The sequence below is a fragment of the Vibrio sp. C8 genome (genome assembly GCF_054051265.1).
The window spans coordinates 187474-207495 of the sequence record NZ_JBPAOE010000022.1 but is presented as its reverse complement, the minus strand read 5'-3'; the positions used below and the strand labels follow the sequence as shown (position 1 = coordinate 207495).

18 protein-coding genes and 2 pseudogenes are annotated in these 20022 nt (G+C 43.1%); 17 read left to right on the top strand and 3 right to left on the bottom strand.

Translation table 11 applies throughout. The annotated features are described in order from the left end of the window. Positions 1-70: 70 nt before the first annotated feature. The 9 genes from ACRQQK_RS12320 (at position 71) to vctC (ending at position 8948) form a co-directional block, all read left to right on the top strand. The gene (locus ACRQQK_RS12320) at positions 71-1051 is read left to right on the top strand and encodes an ABC transporter substrate-binding protein (RefSeq protein ID WP_457511799.1); all 981 of its coding nucleotides are present in this window, start codon (positions 71-73) and stop codon (positions 1049-1051) included. 123 nt (positions 1052-1174) lie between these two features. Then, positions 1175-1519, top strand: a complete 345-nt coding sequence (locus ACRQQK_RS12315) for a HopJ type III effector protein (protein ID WP_457511797.1) — start codon at positions 1175-1177, stop codon at positions 1517-1519. Between the two features lie 245 nt (positions 1520-1764). Further along, positions 1765-2028, top strand: coding sequence for a hypothetical protein (locus tag ACRQQK_RS12310; RefSeq protein WP_457511795.1), 264 nt, complete (start codon positions 1765-1767; stop codon positions 2026-2028). 151 nt (positions 2029-2179) lie between these two features. Further along, positions 2180-4180, top strand: a complete 2001-nt coding sequence (locus tag ACRQQK_RS12305; protein ID WP_457511793.1) for a HAMP domain-containing methyl-accepting chemotaxis protein — start codon at positions 2180-2182, stop codon at positions 4178-4180. Between the two features lie 169 nt (positions 4181-4349). Next, the gene (locus tag ACRQQK_RS12300; RefSeq protein ID WP_457511791.1) at positions 4350-5108 is read left to right on the top strand and encodes a class II glutamine amidotransferase; all 759 of its coding nucleotides are present in this window, start codon (positions 4350-4352) and stop codon (positions 5106-5108) included. A gap of 201 nt (positions 5109-5309) precedes the next feature. Further along, positions 5310-6218: a siderophore ABC transporter substrate-binding protein gene (locus ACRQQK_RS12295; RefSeq protein ID WP_457511789.1), complete on the top strand. Its 909-nt coding sequence runs from the start codon at positions 5310-5312 to the stop codon at positions 6216-6218. Between the two features lie 90 nt (positions 6219-6308). Beyond that, positions 6309-7247, top strand: a complete 939-nt coding sequence (vctD, locus tag ACRQQK_RS12290; protein WP_457511787.1) for an iron chelate uptake ABC transporter permease subunit VctD — start codon at positions 6309-6311, stop codon at positions 7245-7247. After that, positions 7237-8187: an iron chelate uptake ABC transporter permease subunit VctG gene (gene vctG, locus ACRQQK_RS12285; protein WP_042479832.1), complete on the top strand. Its 951-nt coding sequence runs from the start codon at positions 7237-7239 to the stop codon at positions 8185-8187. Before vctD ends, vctG begins: the two co-directional genes overlap by 11 nt. A gap of 2 nt (positions 8188-8189) precedes the next feature. Further along, the gene (gene vctC / locus ACRQQK_RS12280) at positions 8190-8948 is read left to right on the top strand and encodes an iron chelate ABC transporter ATP-binding protein VctC (RefSeq protein WP_457511785.1); all 759 of its coding nucleotides are present in this window, start codon (positions 8190-8192) and stop codon (positions 8946-8948) included. Between the two features lie 13 nt (positions 8949-8961). Here the strand turns inward: vctC and ACRQQK_RS12275 are convergent, their stop codons facing one another. Beyond that, a complete protein-coding gene (locus ACRQQK_RS12275) occupies positions 8962-9945 on the bottom strand; it encodes a helix-turn-helix transcriptional regulator (RefSeq protein ID WP_457511783.1) in 984 nt (327 codons plus the stop codon). 127 nt (positions 9946-10072) lie between these two features. On the opposite strand from ACRQQK_RS12275, the gene ACRQQK_RS12270 reads away from it, so the two are divergent. From ACRQQK_RS12270 to ACRQQK_RS12260, 3 genes and pseudogenes are all read left to right on the top strand, one after another. Continuing rightward, positions 10073-12064 carry a TonB-dependent siderophore receptor gene (locus tag ACRQQK_RS12270; protein ID WP_457511781.1) on the top strand — a complete coding sequence of 664 codons (1992 nt, stop codon included), beginning with the start codon at positions 10073-10075 and terminating at the stop codon, positions 12062-12064. A 325-nt stretch (positions 12065-12389) separates the two neighbouring features. Next, entirely contained in the window at positions 12390-13580 is a 1191-nt protein-coding gene (locus ACRQQK_RS12265; protein WP_457511779.1) for an acetate/propionate family kinase, read from the top strand. A gap of 27 nt (positions 13581-13607) precedes the next feature. Then, positions 13608-13903 (top strand): annotated as a pseudogene (locus ACRQQK_RS12260) (glyoxalase). Positions 13904-14059: 156 nt separating this feature from the next. On the opposite strand, the gene ACRQQK_RS12255 reads toward ACRQQK_RS12260, so the two are convergent. Next, positions 14060-14299 carry a hypothetical protein gene (locus tag ACRQQK_RS12255; protein WP_457511778.1) on the bottom strand — a complete coding sequence of 80 codons (240 nt, stop codon included), beginning with the start codon at positions 14297-14299 and terminating at the stop codon, positions 14060-14062. Positions 14300-14892: 593 nt separating this feature from the next. Here ACRQQK_RS12255 and ACRQQK_RS12250 point away from each other — a divergent pair. From ACRQQK_RS12250 to ACRQQK_RS12235, 4 genes are all read left to right on the top strand, one after another. Beyond that, positions 14893-15921 carry an SDR family oxidoreductase gene (locus ACRQQK_RS12250; RefSeq protein WP_457511776.1) on the top strand — a complete coding sequence of 343 codons (1029 nt, stop codon included), beginning with the start codon at positions 14893-14895 and terminating at the stop codon, positions 15919-15921. Position 15922: 1 nt separating this feature from the next. Further along, complete coding sequence (locus ACRQQK_RS12245; RefSeq protein ID WP_457511774.1) at positions 15923-16741, top strand: helix-turn-helix domain-containing protein; 819 nt, start codon at positions 15923-15925, stop codon at positions 16739-16741. Positions 16742-17251: 510 nt separating this feature from the next. Continuing rightward, a complete protein-coding gene (locus tag ACRQQK_RS12240) occupies positions 17252-17608 on the top strand; it encodes a MerR family transcriptional regulator (RefSeq protein ID WP_457511772.1) in 357 nt (118 codons plus the stop codon). A gap of 58 nt (positions 17609-17666) precedes the next feature. Then, positions 17667-18044, top strand: a complete 378-nt coding sequence (locus tag ACRQQK_RS12235; RefSeq protein WP_457511770.1) for a carboxymuconolactone decarboxylase family protein — start codon at positions 17667-17669, stop codon at positions 18042-18044. Positions 18045-18144: 100 nt separating this feature from the next. Here ACRQQK_RS12235 and ACRQQK_RS12230 read toward each other — a convergent pair. After that, positions 18145-18396 (bottom strand): annotated as a pseudogene (locus tag ACRQQK_RS12230) (TrmB family transcriptional regulator sugar-binding domain-containing protein); the annotation flags it as partial. 171 nt (positions 18397-18567) lie between these two features. On the opposite strand from ACRQQK_RS12230, the gene ACRQQK_RS12225 reads away from it, so the two are divergent. Next, positions 18568-19950 carry a class II fumarate hydratase gene (locus tag ACRQQK_RS12225; RefSeq protein ID WP_457511768.1) on the top strand — a complete coding sequence of 461 codons (1383 nt, stop codon included), beginning with the start codon at positions 18568-18570 and terminating at the stop codon, positions 19948-19950. The last annotated feature ends 72 nt before the right edge of the window (positions 19951-20022 follow it).

The window sequence follows — 20022 nt, the reverse complement described above, 5'->3', positions numbered from 1 at the left end:
AAGGTATGATTCTGGTAATTGGCGAAGTTCGTCTAAACTTAAAAAATAATAAGATATTAAGGCGTTAACTATGTTTCGAATTGCACTAATTATCTGCTTGTTATCTTCACCTGTAATGGCTGCCAACATTCTTGTGATAGAAAGCTATCATGCTGGATTTGGTTGGGATGCGGGTTATAGGCAAGGGCTGACTGAAAGCTTAGCTTCTGACTATCAACTGACTTTTTTTGAAATGGATACCAAACGTATTCCAAGCCGGGAATATGAGCAGAGAGCGGAGTTGGCTCATCAAACATATTTAGAATTAAAGCCTGATTTAGTGGTTATCGGTGATGACAATGCATTGAGTTATATGTTGCCAAAGTTATATCAAGAACCCATTCCCGTTGTGTTTCTGGGCATCAACTCCAATCCCAGAGAACTGCTGACCAAGTATTCGGGGAAAGCCGGAGTCACGGGCATTCTGGAGCGTCCTTTTTATACCAAAACTATGGCCGGTGTTGGTGAAGTATTAGACAGTCCTAAGACGAACCCGAAGGTGCTGGTGATGTTTGATTCAGGTAATACTTCAAAAATTGCCGTACGAACCATAGAGAATCAAATGGCGCTGATTAAGCAAAATTTGAGCATTGATACGCAGGTACAAACTTTTTCGACAGAAAGCGAGTGGCGTGAAGCTGTGTTGAACGCTAAACGCAATGATGTGAGTGCTATTGTGGTTGGACTATTCCAAACTCTTGTTGATAGTAATGGCGAGAGTGTGCCGTCAGAAACACTGTTAGATTGGACATCCCAAAACAGCGAAGTACCTTTATTCGGTTTCTGGGATTTTTCCATCGGAAAAGGAAAAGCGGCTGGTGGCGTGATATTAGATGGGCGGTCTCAAGGGATACAAGCGGGTAATATTGCGCGAGAAATCTTAGAGAAGGGATTAGACGCCAGCACTTTCCCAATTCAAGCCGGTCATCAAGGGATGGAAATTTACAGCGCAGACGAATTTAAGCGTTGGGGGCTTACGCCTCCTAATGGTTGGAAAGCGGTAGACTGGTAGTGTTTAAACAGCCGTTATGAGTTAAGCGGGTTTGCATCAAGGCAGTTTTTCATTAGACTGCCTTTTTGTTTTTTAGACAGAACGTTAACTAGATACCACTTTTAACTGGATAGAACGATACATATGGAAATTGCAGCCCTAATTGAAAAGTTAACTCTACAGCCAGAGCAAGTAGAGTTTCAGGAAGTCATCGCGACCATCGATGAGAATTTTGAATTCACGCCAACCGCATTCGTTAATGGCGAAACAGTCAATGCTGAGAATCAAAATAACGGTTCGTGCAAAATTTTTGCTTTTGCACAGTTGCAACAGCTGTCTGTGGAACAAACACTGGCGTGCTTTGGTGATTTCTATCGTAAAGATGTACTAGAAAATCCAGATAACGATGACCATCAAAATATCCGTAATTTCATCCGTTTTGGCTGGGCTGGTGTGAAATTTTCAGATCAGGCATTGTCAGCGAAATAACCAATACGGACAGTGACGCTATAGTAAAAGCAAAGTTTTACATACGACTTTCAATACTAAGAGCAGCGACAAACCGCTGCTCTTTTTGATCCCGCTTCTTGTTGAACGAACTCTCTATTAACCTTTCTACCACTCTTTTCAGTCAATCAAACGAGACAAGTAAAACTCATTTTGCTGCTTGATTTACCTCAGGACTCAACTTATCATTTAAATCTAAATGATAATTATTATTAATTGAGGTTTTCATGATGTTTTCTTTTTTGGCGACGTTTTTATTCATGCTTCTTTTAGGTAAAAAAGTACTTGTGCCTTACCTGTCCATACTGAGTCTTGCGCTGCTTTTGGTGATAATTCACTTTGTGATTGATGTTGATACTATCCCCGTGCTGATCACCCTGTTTGTAGCAGCCCCATTGCTGATTCATTTCCGTTATTCTGCTTTAACCCATCCCGCGTTTGTGGTTTGCGTGCTTGCGCCATCACTTTTGATGTATTCATTGGGAGCATAGATTCAGAAGCAAGGTCATTTGCTATCAAAATACCGGATATCATACGTAAATTGTACAAACACTAACCAAACGCGCCTCAAGTTTTATTTGTGAATACCGTTAACCTTTAATTAACGTTATAGTTTCAAAAAAGTTGTACAGGAGCTCAAGGATGAAGCTGACGATTTCAGGGAAGTTGCAGTTAAGTTTTTTACTTTTAGCCGTGTTATTTACGGTTTCTGCGGTCGTTACCTACCGAAATGTCTCAGTATTAGAGACTCATACCAATTCACTTCTTCAGTCTGATTTGCCAACCGTCGATACCTCGCGAGCGATTCAGCAATCTATTCAGGCAACACTTTCTACTGTTCGCGCCTATATGCTATTGGGCAGTGACGAGCAGACGGGAGAAAACCTCAAGACCAAAATCAATACGATAATTTCTCAGACAGATGAATCCCTGCCGATTTTAGAAACGCTTATTCAACAGCAGGACTATCAGAATGTAGTTACGCATTGGAATGAAGTGAAAGCCTCGGTAAACAAAATCGTCGAGATGACTCATACGCCTGAGAATTTGCCTGCGCATAATCTGTTTATTAGTGAAGCGGCGCCAATTGCTGAAGTGGCATTGGATCAGATTCAAGGGCTGCTGAATGCGGAATCTTCAAACAAAGAGGGTGAAGAGCGCAAGCGTCTGTTTAAAGTCTATGCGGATAGTTATAACTCGCTGGCAAATGCGCTGTCTGCCATGCGTGATTTTCTTTTGTACGGCGACCCTGACTATCTGACAAAGTATCAAGATTTTATCAAAGCTCATAAGCAGTCAGTGAGTGAGATAGAAAGCAAAATCGATTTGTTGAACGAAGATGACAAGTCACTTTGGGAACTATTTAAAGAGATGCAGCAGTTGTATTTTCCGCTTGCCGACCAAACCATTGCGCTTCGTCAGTCGCCAGATTGGAACCTAGTTAACCAAGAGATGGCGAATGTTCTGGTGCCTGCCGCTGAACAACTGGATATCAGTTTGGAAGCTGTGGTCGCGGCTCAACAAAGTAAAGCGGATAAGAGCGGTGAGGGTATTAACCAATCTGTACATCAAGTTCTGACTATTCTAGTAGTGGCGCTGATCTTGGTGGTGATTGCATCACTGGTGGTTTCAACCTACATGGGGCGCAGCATTGGTCGTCGTGTGGCGCTAATATCAAAACGAGCACAGCTGATTGCTTCTGGCGATGTTTCTCAACAACCATTGGAAGTGAAGGGAAGCGATGAGTTGTCAGCATTAACCGTTTCAATCAATAGCATGAATCAAGCTCTATCCGATATCGTCAAAGGCGTAACAGATAAAGCAGGGCAGGTGAATGACAGTATGCAAGCGTTACTCACATCCAGCCAGCAAACGCTTAGCCAAGTGAAAAATCAGGAACAAAGTATCGAGCAAATGGAGACGGAGCTCGAAGATGTCGCTCAGTCAACGCAGCATACACTTGATCAGGCGCAACGCTCGGTAGAAACCCTGTCGGACAGCCAGCACGAGTTAACTTTAGGTCGTGAGTCCCTTGAGCAAAACAAAGCGACCATGGCTTCTTTGCATAAAACGATAGAAGTAACGAGCGAGCTGGTGGCGAAGTTGAATCTAGAAAGCCAAGCGATTGGTAAAGTGACCGAAGTGATTGAAGGATTAGCAGAGCAGACCAACTTACTGGCGCTCAATGCGGCGATTGAATCGGCGAGAGCTGGTGAAGCAGGCAGAGGTTTTGCTGTGGTTGCTGATGAGGTGCGTATGCTGGCGTCTCGCACGACTAAGTCAACCACCGAAATCAATAGCATTGTCAATGCAATTCAGAGTGCTACAGGGTCTGTAGTGAAAGAAATTCAACGCAGTCAAGAGATGGCAGAACAGGGCTCAGAACACATTGAAGAAGCGGTGATCAAGTTGGTTAATTCGACCGATCAAATTTCTGCTCTGAATGAACAAATGTTACAGCTGGCGGCTGCGGCTAATCAGCAATCTGAAGCAACGCGTTTGATTACCGAACATATGCAGAACGTGTCGACTTCAATGAAAGATGTGGATTCCATCAGCCAGAATGCGAACAAAACATCACTGCAAATTCGGGATCGTGTAACCGAATTAAATAGCGAAATGGCTCAATTTAAACTGCACTAATTTTGTGGTCTTTATATTCTGCGCTCAAAACTTCTGTAGAGCGCAGAATACAAACTTAAACCTCTTACAAGCTATATACAGCAAGCACTTTTGTCCTATATGTGATCGTTGCAGCCTCACAAAATTCGTGGTTAATTATCGTTTTTGTCGTTATAGGATTGCGTGTTTTATGTGCCGTTGGCTCGCGTATCAGGGAAGCCCTATCTATTTAGATGAGCTTATTTTCCACCCTGAACACTCTCTTGTTCATCAAAGTATCGAAGCTCGAAAAACGGTTACCCGAGTCAATGCTGACGGGTTTGGATTAGGCTGGTATACCGAGCGTTCAACACCGGGACAGTTTCATGAAGTGTTACCGGCATGGGGCGACGAGAACTTGCGCTCTCTAGCGCATCATATTCGTTCACACCGCTTTATGGCTCATGTGCGCTCGTCTACGGGGAGTCGCGTTTCACGTAGCAACTGCCACCCTTTTATCATCGATAACTGGATGTTTTTGCATAACGGACAGATTGGCGAATTTGCCAAAGTGAAATACTCGTTAGAACGCATGTTGCCGGAAGAAATCTATATCAAGCAGCACGGCAGCACCGACAGTGAATTAATCTTTTTGCTGATGATGATGAATGGCTTGTTTGAACAGCCTGTGGCAGCCATCCGCAAAACCATTTACGACATAGAGCAAACGATGGCCAAAAAAGGGGTAACCGAACCTTTTAAAGCATCTATTTGTGTCTCAGATGGCGAGCAATTCTGGTTGGTTCGCTATAGCTCGGATCAGCAACCACCAACGGTATTTGTAAAGAAACAAGGCGAAGATATCATTCTAGCGTCAGAGCCTCTGGCAAGTGAACCCGGTTGGGAGAGCGTAGCGCCTCAAACCATTACCCATATTTTGGGTAATCATTGTCAAACCTACCAAATTTAATTCCTCATTTTCAAAGGGTTCCGCTCAAGCATTTCTTGAAGGAATCCTTTTTCATCACCACTTTTTTGAAGTTGTTCTAAAGCTCATTTCACGTCCTTTTTGCCTCTGTGATTACAGTTGCCAATCAATCTTTTGAACGTTATAGTTCGATGCAAATAAAAATGATTATCAATAATCTTCGCAATTAAAAAAGGAACCCGAATGAAAAAGCGTATCAGTTTGGCTACTGTTGGCATTCTCCTATCTATGACGGCACACGCCGAATCCGTAACTGTTGAACACAGCATGGGTAAAACCACGCTAGAGCAGAATCCTCAACGAGTAGTTGTTATTGGGCTGGGCGTATTGGATGCCGTAGACACGTTTGGTATTGAGCCGATTGCGATCTCTAAAGTGCCACAAATTCCTAACTACTTGGAAAAATACAAAGCAGAAAAATATGGCGCTGCGGGTTCACTGTTTGAACCGGATTTTGAAAAAATCTACACACTTAAACCAGAACTGATTTTGATTGGCCCTCGTGCAGCAAAGAGTTATGGCGAGCTAACTAAAATTGCACCAACGATTGTCTTTGCCGTGGATTCTAACAAAGGCTACTGGCAAAGCACTCAGGAGCAATGGAAAAACCTAGGCAAAGTGTTCGACATCGAAAACAAAGTCGATGAAAAAATTGACCAACTTGATAAGAAGTTCCAAGCGGTGCGTGCCTACAACCAAAACCACAATTTGGATGCGATGACGGTAATGACCAACGGTGGCAACATTACGGCATTTGGCGCTGATTCACGTTTTTCTTCTATTTATCAAGACTTTGGATTCAAAGAGACCGTTCCAACCAAAAAGAACAGTAGTCACGGAGACTTGGTTTCCTACGAGTTTATTCGTGAAAACGACCCGAAAGTGTTGCTGGTTATCGACCGTAACAAGCTGACTAATCCAAATGATGATCAGGGCAGCAAAGAGTTTTACAACGACTTAATCAAAACGACTCAAGCGTACAAAAACAACAGCATTGCATTTCTTGATTTGAATGCATGGTATCTGTCTATTGCTGGTGTGAAAGCCACGGAGCAGATGATCTCTGATATGGAAAAATCTGTTGGTCTTTAGTCCGACTCAGCGTCATTTTTAAACTATAAGAGAGGCGGCTTCTTTACCTTAATACGGTTATGGGAGCATGCCTCATAGCTGAGGTTAACTTTGAAAAGGTTATTGCTTGCTTTAATGTTGGTTAGCGTTGCATCACTGTTTGTGGGCGTCGGTAACCTCTCTCTCACTTCTCTTCTCAATCATGATCCTATGTCATGGCAGTTACTATGGACGAGCCGCTTACCTCGTTTACTCGCTATTCTATTGGCGGGAGCGGGTCTGAGTATCGCTGGTTTGATTATGCAACAGGTGAGTCAAAACCGTTTTGCTGCGCCTTCCACATCGGGAACTATCGAGTGCGCCATGTTGGGGTATGTGTTGAGCTTGGTCTTATTTGGTAATGGCACACATTTGTGGCTCATTTTTTCAGTGGCTATGTTCGGTACGTTGGTTTTCGTCTGGTTTATCCAGAGCATTCAGTTCAAGAACGCCATTTTTGTTCCTTTAATCGGTATCGTATTTGGCAATGTCGTGGATTCAACCGCCACTTTTGTCGCTTACAAATACGATGCACTCCAAAACCTCTCTGCATGGAAAGTGGCGAACTTTGCCAACATTCTGCAAGGAGATTTTGAACTGCTTTACATCGCTATTCCGATTGCGGTGTTTAGCTACTTATATGCGGCGCGTATTTCGGCGGTCGGTATGGGCAAAGACTTCGCTGTAAACCTTGGTTTGAACTACAACCAAGTGCTGGTGATCGGGGTTTGTCTGGTGTCGGTGTTGTCTGCCAGTGTTGTCATGATTGTGGGAGAGCTTCCGTTTCTTGGGCTAATTGTGCCGAACGTGGTGAGCCATTTCTATGGCGATAATCTTCGGGCAAACATTCCGCGTACCGCCGCTTTCGGCGCGCTTCTGGTGTTGCTGTGCGATTTAGCTGGCCGAGTGATTATTTTCCCCTATGAAGTTCCGATTTCTATGATCATCAGTATGTTAGGTGGCATCGCGTTTATTCTGCTGATTACAAAAGGTATGCGTCATGCAGGATAGAATTAAATTAGCCTTATTGATTTTAGTGTCGATGGTATTTATTGGATTGTTTATTGGTTTGGGTTTAACCGCTGACAATTACCAGTATTTTCTTTCGCGCCGAGTACCCAAAGTGTTGGCGATAGTGATAGCTGGTATTGCAATTGCCCAGTCCTCACTGGCTTTCCAGACCATTACCCACAACCGGATATTAACGCCAAGCATTATGGGTTTTGATTCCCTCTATTTGCTGACTCAAACCTGCATTGTGGTTGCATTTGGCGGCTTAAGTAGCTTTATATTGAATGCGTATTTGAATTTTTCATTGTCTGTGTCAGTGATGCTGCTTTTTTCCAGTTTGCTGTTTGCTTTCTATTTCCGTAAAGAGAATCAGAGCCTGATGATGTTGCTGCTATTGGGCGTCATTTTTGGACAGCTTTTTTCTAACATCGCTTCATTTTTCATTATGTTGATGGACCCGAACGATTTTGCCTCTTTGCAAGTCACTATGTTCGCCAGTTTCAACAATGTGAATGTTGATCTGGTGTACTTTGCAACACCGTTACTTCTGCTGGCATCGGTTGCGCTGTTTAGTATGAACCGGACTTTGGATGTGTTCTGGCTCGATAAAGACAACGCCATCAGCCTTGGTGTAGATGTGCGTAAAATGACGCGTAATGTTCTCTTGTTAAGTGCTTTCTTGATATCGATCTCTACAGCTCTAGTTGGCCCTATCATGTTCTTTGGTTTGTTGGTAACCAACCTGACTCGTGAGTGGTTTAAATCTTATCAGCACCGAGTTCTGCTTCTGGCCTGTTCTGCAATGTCGGTTGCTGCGCTGTTAGCGGGGCAATGGATGGTCGAGAAAGTGTTCCATTTCAGTACCACCTTAAGTGTCATCATTAACTTTATTGGCGGTATCTATTTCCTTTCACTCTTAATTCGTAACAAAGTGGTTTAGCAATGATCAAATTGAAAAATCTGACCAAAATGTTTGGTCAACAAACGGTAGTCAACGCTGCGAGTACTCAATTTGAGAAAGGGAAAGTTACCTCAATTATTGGCCCTAATGGTGCAGGGAAAAGCACGTTGCTATCGATGGCATGCCGGTTAATCAATCGTGATGCTGGTGAAGTTTGGATAGACAACCGAGAGCTGGTGGATTGGGATACCAAAGCATTGGCTAAAAAGCTTTCTGTATTGCGTCAAGCGAACAGCTTAACCATGCGTTTCACTGTTCGGGAACTGGTTTCGTTTGGACGTTTTCCTTATTCAAAAGGCAAACTGACTCAAGACGACCAGCAAGTGATTGATCAGTCTATTGAGTATCTGGACTTGTCTGATATTGAACACAAATATCTTGATGAACTCAGTGGTGGTCAGCGTCAACTTGCGTTTATTGCCATGGTAATTGCTCAGGATACAGACTATGTCTTCTTGGATGAGCCGCTCAACAACCTTGATATCAAACACTCACTGCAAATCATGTCGACTATTCAGCGTCTCGCGCATGAGTTGGACAAAGCGGTAGTTGTGGTTATCCATGACATCAACTTTGCTTCCTGCTATTCCGACCGGATTATCGCGATGAAAAAAGGTGAAATGGTGGCATCAGGCAGCGTTGAAGAAGTCATCCAAGCGCAGGTGTTGAGTAATATCTACGAAACACCATTTAGGGTGGTAGAAATGGAAGGCAAACTGATGTGCCTGTATCACACTTAACAACCTCACTCTTCTATTCGGTCTTATTTTGCATAAAAGCCTGCGGTGATTCACCAAAGGCTTTCTTGAATGCCGCTGAAAAGTTTGACGGATGATGATAACCCGCCTCATACGCGGCTTCGGTAATGCTGCAGTACCCTTTTTCCAAGTGCTTTCGAGCGATATGCAAACGGCGGTCACGAGTATAGTTTGCCACTGTCATACCAAGTTGCTGTTTAAACTTGCTTTGTAAGCTTGAAACACTCATTGCCATCTGTTGAGCCAGCTTTTCTAGCCGGATATCTTCTGATAGGTGTTGTTCAATGTAATGTATCGCTTTGCCGATAGAATCATTATAGGTGGAACAGCAAGCAGGGGATTCCGCAGTGGGTTTATCAGCGAGCTGTTCAATACACATCTGAATCAATGAAAAACTTCTGGCTTCAAGCTGAATATAGTCGTTGAGTGTTTTGGGTGCAGACAGGGAAAGCACCTTCTTTGTTGCCTCAAGCATCTCGCTGGTAAAGTTCACCATTGCTGCTGCTTTATGGGTGGAGACAAACTGGCTTGCAGGGCATGCCTCTTTGATTCGGTTTGCTATCCATTGCGGTGATATGACTAAGTTGAGTTTTACGATGTGGCTTCCTTTGACTAAGCGTCGATGGAAGTTACAAGGTTGCGCCAAATTGACGATAAGAGCTTGAGGCTCAGCACTGGCATCTAAGGTGAACTCTAAATCGTCGTAACCAAATTGCAGGTTTCCTTCTATGAGCAAGGTGATGATAGTCGAAGCTTCACTGGTACAAACAACCTGCGAGTCTTGTAACTCATAGCTGGCTCCGCCGTGAAGGGAAAATATGCCTTCACAGGTATGGCTGATAAATTCTCCTCGCGCTAGCGAGAGCGGAGAATTCTTACGCTGTGTCACTATCGTCTGTTGATCGCTATCTCGAATCTTCTGAGTCAGAACGACTTTTGTTCCGGGCTGGCTTTTTGCAGTTACATTCGTTTCCATCATCAAATCTCATAACTGTTATGCGATTTTGCATAAGCTATTCAGGTTCCTACTTTACCGCATACATATTAACATTACTGATAACGATTATCATTTGTATTTTATGCATAAGTGAAAGGAACTAAAGGATATGTATCCGAATAAGAAGTCAGTGGTATGTTTGGCGATTACTTCTGTGTTGAGTGGAGGAGTGTTCGCCCAGCAGGAAGAGACTCAGCAAGAACAGGTTGTTGTCTGGGGAACAAAAGTATCGAGTAATTCGGAATCTCTAACGACCGATGATCTTTCGGTTAAACAAGCGGATCATATGTCCGACTTATTGCGTGATATTCCCGGCGTGGATGTTGGCGGAACCCACTCGGTAAATCAACGTATCAATATTCGTGGTTTGGGTGAAAGTGACCTAGATATCCGTTTAGACGGTGCTTCTCAACATGCGAACATGTTCCATCATATCGGCAGCCTGACTTTAAACCCTGATATTCTCAAATCAGCAGATATCCAAGTGGGTAACAACTCAGTGGTCTCTGGCGGGCTAGGTGGTGCTGTTTATTTCGAAACCAAAAACGCCAAAGATCTGCTTCGCTATGACGAGTTATTTGGTGCGCGAGTATTCGCAGGTTATGCGTCCAACGCAAACCAACAGGGTTCTGTCACCGTCTATGGTCAATTAAGCGATAAGGTTGATGCCATGATCTATGGGCAGCAAATATCGCGTGACAACTTTGAAGATGGCAAAGGTGATGAAACTATCGGAGCGGATGGAGATACATACAACATGCTGGGTAAAATTGGTTTTGAACCTGCATTGGGGCATCGATTCCAGCTTTCCTATGATGTGTACCGCGACAAAGGTGATTACAGCCCTCGTCCAGATATGGCTGGTAGTGCCAATCTGACATTAACGGGTAATGAGCTCGTACCGACGAAATACGATCGTGACACCATCACTGGTTCATATGAACTGGACACTGAGCATCACAAAGGAAAAATCACGCTGTATAGCAGCGAAACAGAAATTGATCGTGATGAATCCGTGATTACCAGCCGTTGGTCTCCTGTTCGTCATTCTAGAAATACCGCAACCAACAGAAATATTGGTGCAAACATAAAGTTCCAGTCTGATTACCAAGTCGCAAGCCTAAATAACCAAGTGACGTACGGCGCAGACTATATCGATCAAACCAGTGAAAGTGCCTACGGTGGCTCCAAATTTATGGAAGAGTCGGCAATTTCAACGGCTCTGTTTGCGGAAAATAAACTCTATGTGACAGAGGCATGGTCTGTTACAGCAGGGTTGCGTTTTGACGATTTTGAACGCAAAGCGGTGAATTCAGACAACAGCTTTGATGATGTGACTTGGTCTTTAGGAACCGAGTGGGATGTAACCAAGGACTGGACTTTATTTGCCAACGCTCGTTCTTTGTTCAAAGGACCTGAGTTATTGGAAACCTTCGTCAGATATCAGGATGTCGCTTACTTAGCAGATGATATTAAAGCGGAAACGGGCTTGAATACTCAAGCCGGTGTAAGGTTCGACAAGAAATTGAACGATCACTTCTTGGGCATGAACATTACGCTGTTTAAGACGCAGATTGATGACTACATCTCAACAGATTGGGATAACGCTACCAGTACTTATCGCATCCGCAATGCTGGTGATATGGAAATCAAAGGTCTGGAGGTCAGCGCGACATACGCTTACGAGATGTTTAGCTCCAAGCTATCTTATGCGCGATCCGAAGCAAATGATGTCACGAATGGTGGGCCAATGCCTGACTCATATGGTTCAAGCGCTGACATGGGCGATAGCTTTGCTCTTACTTTAGGTTATCAAGCGGATTCTATTGATACGATGTTCGGTTGGACGTCGATTGTTGTTCTTGATGAAGATAACGTGATGACAGGCGCGGACATCAAACAAGGCTACGACGTACATAACATGCATGCACAGTGGATCCCTCATCAAATCCCCGATTTGATCGTAACTGTTGGTATTGAAAACATCTTTGATGAGCTTTACGTCTCTCACGCATCACGTCTGGGAGCAGCGCGTGGCGCGACCACGGATGATTATGAACCTGGAAGAAGCTATAAAATTTCGGCGGCTTATCAGTTCTAACGACGTCCTACCACTTAAGTACTAAATGTAACTAATAGCATATCGACTTAAGTGTGCTAACAAAATAATAGTCTAGGTAATTCAACCGCTTACAAGCAATTGTAGGCGGTTTTTTTGTTCAGTGGTCTATAGTTGGAGTGAGGCGCAAATTAAATATTTCATAAGTCAAAAGAAATAAAATTTTGCTAGAGATCAATAAAAATCACGAGAGTTGCCTCAAAAAATTAAAACAAAGTTGAAAGATTCAAAAATTATTGAATAATGGGAGTCTGTAAATGGAGAAGCGCAGGCTTCGAACCCTCAGTCGGAAACAGGATACAACCCCATGTCGAACTCGTATGTGTTGGTCATCAACTCAGGTAGCTCCTCACTTAAATTCGCGGTCATTGATTCAAAGAGCGGTGATGCTTTGGTGTCGGGTCTTGGAGAATGTTTTGGTTTGCCGGAAGCGGTTATCAGCTGGAAATACCAGGGTCAGAAAACCGAAGAAGCGATTCCTGCTGGCGGGAATCATCATAAATACGCAGTTAACCGCGTTGTGGCACTGCTTGAAACACTGGGCCTAAGTTCTAAGTTTGTCGCTGTGGGTCATCGTATCGTCGCGGGTGGCGAAACCTTTAAAGAAACTGTTCGTGTGGATGAAGGAGTGATTGCTGACGTTGAGCGTCTTGCTGAACTAGCACCTTTGCACAACAAAGCCAACGCGGCGGGTATGCGCGCAGCGATGGAAGCATTCCCGAATCTGCCGCAATTTGCTGTTTTCGACACGGCTTTCCATCAAACCATGCCCGAGAAAGCGTTCGTTTACGCGCTGCCATACGAGCTGTACCAAGAGCACAAAGTTCGTCGTTATGGCGCACACGGCACAAGCCACTACTACGTAAGCCGTGAAGCAGCGAAAGCCATCAACAAACCCGTTGAAGAAAGCAACTTCATTACCGTTCACCTTGGTAACGGCGCGTCAGTCAGTGCCATTAAAAATGGTCAATGCATCGACACCAGCATGGGCTTAACACCGCTTGCAGGCCTGATGATGGGCACACGTTGTGGTGACTTGGACCCAAGCGTGATCGAATTCTTGTTCCGCAAAGGCTGGAAACAAGAAGAACTGTTTGAAATGCTGAACAAAAAATCAGGTTTCCTTGGCGTGTCTGGCATCACCAGCGATGCTCGTGGCGTGCTGGAAGCGATGGACAACGGCAACCCACGTGCGAAATTGGCGTTTGATATTTTCACTTACCGCGTGGCCAAATACATAGGTTCATACATGGTAGCGATCGGTGAAGAAGTGGATGCCATTGTGTTCACCGGTGGTATTGGTGAAAACTCACTGCCAATTCGCAGTGAAATCCTGAAGTATCTAAAAGTATTTGGCTACCAAGAAGACGAAGCTGGCAATGCGGCAGCGCGCTTCGGTCAGTCAGGTACAGTGACTACAGCCGACTCTAAACTGGCGATGGTGATTCCAACCAACGAAGAGTTCGTGATTGCTCAACAATCAGTCGCGATGTTGTAATCGTTTAGTTTGCTCCACACTCTGACGATGTTTAAGCGAACCTTCGGGTTCGCTTTTTTTATTCTTTATGTAGAAAACATTCAACTTAGCATGGCTTTTTATGCGGAAGCATTCGAGTGTGATCCAAAGCTTTTATCGCCGACTTTCGCGGTGGAGGAACAGAACTTTTTATTCCTGTAACTAATAGCGGCGACCTAGATAACCTATTTGAAAAGTGGAAACTGCAAGGTATGACCTTTGCTCAAGTGCGTGACGAGTCTGTATATGGTATCAACTTTGTTGCATTAGACCTTGATGGTCAACGCTTGCGAGTGTTTGCTTAACGTTAATTTAGCTCAGAAGTGCTCGAAACGAATTCAGAGCTTAAAAGTTTTGACAACATTTTGTTTCTTGATTGACCTATTTTATCGGTCAGGTCTCTTAACAGAGTGAGTACGCTCTTTGAATTCACTAAACATTGATCGTATCAATACAGCCTGTCAGTCGAGAAACCAGTTAGTAGCATAAACCACTAAAATCACTAAAGTGACTAGAAAGAATAGTATCATTGCCATCTTTTTCATGTAGCTTGATCTATCAAATACAACGCCTTCTTCTTCTCTCACCCTCGCTTCTTCATCAAAATGCCATTTAATAGCTAAGTAGCCTCCAATACCCAATACAATAAGCTTAAAAGCCCCAGCAAAGTACGGAAAGAAGTTAGCCCAACTGCCATTCATTATCTATCTCCATAAAATTAAACATCGATTTTTCGTAAGCATCATCAAAAGTTCATGTTTAATGCGTACCCAAAGTCAGGTTTTCGAGTTAGCGCAAGTCTACTGCTAGCGCCAGTTGGCCACAACTTTCTTTGCAATACCTATAGTTATTGGTGGTTGGCTAAATAAGGAAAGCTACTGGCACGTTTTTGTCTATCATCGAGTCAGCGAGCTCTTTACAGACTCACAATCTCCCAACGTTTGTTTGAACAACTTTGGGGAATTGCGAACTTACGAATGAATTGCCTTACAAATTTTCATTCGATGAAAAAACTGTACTAGAAACTCCTTTTTTGAGTAAAGATAAGTTGGCGAGAGAACTAAATAAGTTGGTTTCAGGTAACCAAATGTAAGCTACATTATGTACAGTTAATACTTTTATAATTTCATGTGCTGAGGATTTATCGTACCTAGTTAAGTGAGCCAATCGACAAAACAAAGCTGAGCTTTTGAGCAAACCATCAAATTATTAGGTACCTCTATAATGCCAATATCCGCGCAGGCCATACGGTTTGGTCTGGCTTGGTAAAATATTGAACATGAATGAGGTCAGCATGCAACAAACAGTATTGGTAACCGGTGGCACGGGATTTGTCGCAACCCAAGTGATAATACAATTATTGCAGCAGGGCTATCGGGTAAACACCACAGTGCGCAGTTTGGGTAGTCAAACCCAATTGTTTGAGACGCTGCAACATGCAGGTATCCAAAAAATCCAAGATAACTTGCGTCTTATTGAAGCTGACTTGCTAAATGACAGCAATTGGCTAAGTGCAATGCAAGGTTGTGATTATGTGTTGCATGTCGCCTCACCGTTGCCCATGGGCGATCCAAACAATGAAGATGATGTTATTAAACCTGCGGTTGAGGGCTCGCTCAGAGTTTTAACCTTCGCCAAACAGGCTGGTGTTAAACGAGTGGTGATGACATCCAATTTTGGTGCTGTGGGCTACAGCCACACCGACACTCGCCAAGTTATTACTGAACAAAGCTGGACTAACCCCAAGCAGAAGGGTTTGTCTGTGTACAATAAGTCCAAAGTGTTGGCAGAGCGGGCTGCATGGGATTATATCCATAACGAGGGAAAAGGATTGGAGTTGACCGTAATTAATCCAATGGGAATTTTTGGTCCTTTGATTAATCAGCGTCTGTCTGCCGGGCATACATTGCTTCGTCAACTTATGAGCGGCGAAATGCAGAGGTTGCCAGATATTATTATGGGAATAGTGGATGTGCGTGACGTAGCGGATTTACATATACGAGCCATGTTGTCACCGCAGGCTGCAGGGGAACGTTTTCTGGCACTGGCAGGGGGGACTATGTCGTTGATGGATATTGCACATTATTTGAAAAAAGCCATGCCGCAACACAGTACTAATATTTCAACCAAAGCGCTGCCTACCTGGTTATTAAAAATCGTGGCACTATTCAATCCCAAAGCACGTGCGATTAAACCTTTGGTAGGGGTTTATCGACAGGCGTCTAATCAAAAGGCCCTTACCATGTTGGGTTGGCAGCCACGCTCAAACGAACAAGCCGTGTTGGCCGCTGCTCAGTCGTTAGTTCACTACAAGTTACTTTAACATGATGAAACTGAATGAAATTAAGTCCTGTTATTTGGGGCCAGAAATTTCCCCAGAGCAGTTTGTGCCCGAGCATATGTTTATTTTTTTGGCGCAGGGGGTGCTAACGGGTTTTGATGGAAAAAATCGCCATCAAATACAAGCTGGGCAGTGTTGTGTAGTGCGTAAAAATCATCTGATACGTTACAACAAACAACCTATGAACGGGCATTTTGAAAAAGTGGTCGTGATCTTTGAGCAGTCTTTTTTGCAAGGCTTTGCAGATAAGTATCCAATTAATTTAGAGCACGTTGTGCCGCAGCAGGCTTATGTGGAAGTTCAACTTAGTTCGTTGTTGCAAAACTTTATTCATTCTTTGACCCCTTACTATCAGGGCGCGGGAAATATCAACCAGCGCTTTGCAGAGTTAAAACGTGAAGAGCTACTACTGATTTTACTGCAACAGCAGCCGGATTTAGCCCGTATTTTGTTTGATTTCAGGCAACCCGGTAAGCTCGATCTGAAAGCCTTTATGCAGCAGAATTATAAGTTTAACGTTAATCTTGAACGTTTTGCCTATCTTAGCGGACGTAGCTTAGCTGCCTTTAAACGCGATTTTAAGGAAATATTTCAGCTCTCACCAGCGGCTTGGTTAACGGCTAAACGACTAGATGAAGCGCATTTTTTGATTGAGCGAAAACAGCAAAAACCTTCAGATATTTATCTGGAACTCGGCTTTGAAAACCTGTCACATTTTTCTTTTTCATTCAAAAAACGCTTTGGATATAACCCAAGCCAACTGATGAATGAAAAGAGAGTTAGATTAACTGATATGGATTAATGCAAACTCTCGCTTCTAGAAGTCTAAAGTAAGTAGATTATTTGAACTTATATTAACGATAATGCTTCTGTTTCTTTGAACACATAAAGCCTGGTTAAAGCAAAGAATGGAAAAATTTGAAGTCTTGTAATTTATTCGCACACAATTGAATACTTCAGAAATTTTAATCCGAAATTCACTAATTCGAGCTAAAAATCTAACGCGGAAATGTCCAAAACCCTGTTAGTAGATGAGATACTAGAATTGTGATCACCAAGCGATTCTGTCGTACCTTAATTACCAAGCGACGAAGAATTTGTTATTGCTCAGCAGTCGGTTGAATTGCGGTAATAACAATTAAAGCCATATTGTTAAAAGCGAGCTCAGTGCTCGATTTTTGGTTTTTGTATTGGTTACATTATTGCGCTCCAGCATAGAGTTATTAGAAATAGGGCATTGTTCGGTAGTAATTGTTTTGGTTATTAAAGCGACGATGTTGGCCTAGCCAATTAAGGTAGAAAGGTAAAAAAGATGAATATGAAAAAGTTTTCGGACCTAGTTGGGCTTTCGTCTTACACGCTTCGATACTATGAAAAAATTGGTTTACTCAAACATGTGCAAAGAAATAGTAGTGGTCACCGTGTCTACTCCAATAAAGATATTGATTGGATCAACTTTATTAAACGACTGAAAGAAACAGGCATGCCACTAGAAGAAATTCAAAAATATGCGTCATTAAGGGATATAGGCGCTCAAACCAGAGCAGAACGTCAAGAACTGCTAGAAAGACACCGAGAAAAATTAAAACAACATATCCAGCAACAGGTCGAGCATCTGGACGCATTAGAAGTAAAAATTGATTTGTATAAAAGTGGGAAAGTAAGTTGACTTAGAGTTAACTCTAACTTGTATGGTGTGCTGGTAGTCATTTATAGGAGCACACAAAATGGAAAATCAACGATTTAATTCTGGGTTAGAACAGTTATCAAAAATTGATGGTGAGGCGGGTCAAAAAGTTATAGAGAGCCTGCGAGACATATGCCCTGATTTAGCCAAATTCACCATTGAATACCCGTTTGGTGATATTTATACCCGTCAGGGCTTAGACCTAAAATCAAGAGAAATCGCGACTGTTTCTGCATTGACTGCGATGGGGAATTGTACGCCACAGCTAAAAGTACATCTGCACGCCGCCCTTAATGTGGGTTGTACAGAAGAAGAGCTGAAAGAAGTCATAATCCAAATGTCAGTCTACGCAGGATTCCCCGCGGCATTAAATGGAATGTTTGCTTTTAAAGAAGTACTTTCTGAACGAAGCAAATAGCAAAGCTTGATAGGGCAGCATGACTTTGAGCTGCCCAACTATTTCCATAGCAACCAATTATCCATCGCAACACTGTGCTTAATCGCTATCGATTACTACTTTGAGGGTGCGGTAAATCTAAGCGATTAAAAGGGAACACAATCACCCGTACTCCGCGTTCTATGGCTTGGCAGATTTCGTCGGCAATCAGTTCGAGATGAAAATCTGTATTAAGATAAACTTCCATTTGCGCCAGATTGAGCATTTCCCGAGCTTTCTGAATCAGATTTTCAAACCCTGTGACGTTATAGATAAATTCTTTCTCTTCCTGAAGCATCATGCGTGAAAGCTCTTTCTTCAGGATGTGAATGTTTTATCTAACCCACTTTTTTAATCAACCATCTTTCCTATCAATTCTTATAAAGCTTTCACCATAGATGCTTGTTTTGAAGTTGATGGCAGACCAATAAACGTAAAGTGATCTCAGGACAAACTAGAATTACGGTATACATAAACCGATTTCAGGTACGTTCAAGGATGTTTTATGAATAAGAAATATCGCATTGAAAAAGACAGTATGGGGGAAGTTAAAGTTCCTTCTGATGCTCTCTATCAGGCTCAAACACAAAGAGCCATCGATAACTTCAACATCAGTGAGCATAAGATGCCTAAAGACTTGATTGTGGCGTTAGCTTATATCAAACAGGCGGCTGCAAAGACAAACGCTAAGTTAGGCACATTAAACAGCAACATTGCTGATGCAATAATCAAAGCTGCCCAAAGCGTTATCGATGGGCAATATCATGACCAGTTTCCGATTGATGTCTTTCAGACTGGTTCAGGCACCAGTACAAATATGAATGCCAATGAAGTACTGGCGACTCTGGCAAGCCAAATATTGAACGAAAAAGCCAGCCCCAACGACCACGTTAATATGGGTCAAAGCAGTAATGATGTGATTCCAACTGCAATTCAAGTCAGTGCTGTTATGGCATGTGAGAAAATGTTGATTCCGGCACTCACTCATTTAGCCGAAACACTCAGAAGCAAACAGAAGGAACTGGACGGGATTGTTAAAACGGGCAGAACGCATCTAATGGACGCGATGCCAATAACGTTTAGTCAGGAACTAAGTGGCTGGGAAGCTCAAATACAACATGCTTCGCAGTCAATTACCTCTGCTTTGGAATCGGTAAGAGCACTTGGGCAGGGAGGAACCGCAGTGGGAACGGGTATCAATGCTCATACAAGCTTTTCTACAGATTTTTGCCATAACTTAAGTCAGATTAGTGGCTTATCCTTTAACCCAAGTGACAACTTCTATTTTAATTTGAGCTGTCAGGATTCGATTGTTTCTCTATCCGGTCAGTTAAAGGCGCTGGCTGTTGCCTTGATGAAAATATCCAATGATTTACGTTGGATGAATTCAGGTCCGCTTGCAGGGCTTGGTGAAATAGAGCTGGAAGCTTTACAACCGGGTTCATCAATCATGCCGGGCAAAGTAAACCCAGTGATCCCCGAAGCTGTGGCAATGGCTTCGGCACAGGTAATAGGTAACGATACAACCATTACAGTTGCCGGTCAGTCAAGCAACTTCCAACTTAATGTTATGTTGCCCGTCATTGCTTACAACCTGCTTGAATCGATACATTTACTCACTAATTCATGCATTTCACTAGCAGATAAAGCGATTAAGCCGTTCAAAGTGCGTCAGGAAAATCTAGATAAGGCTCTTGCCAAAAATCCAATCCTTATTACCGCGTTAAATCCGGTGGTGGGTTATTTGAAAGCAGCCGAAATAGCGAAAAAAGCCTATAAGGAAGGCAGAGCTGTCATTGATGTAGCGGAAGAAGAAACCGATTTGAGCCGTGAAGAATTAGAGCACTATCTTGACCCTAAAACATTAACGCGTGGTGGAATTGTATAAACAAAGCTACGGGACAGAATGACTGTGCCCGCAGCGTAGAAATAGTTCTCTGAATATTAAGAAGCTTTTGAA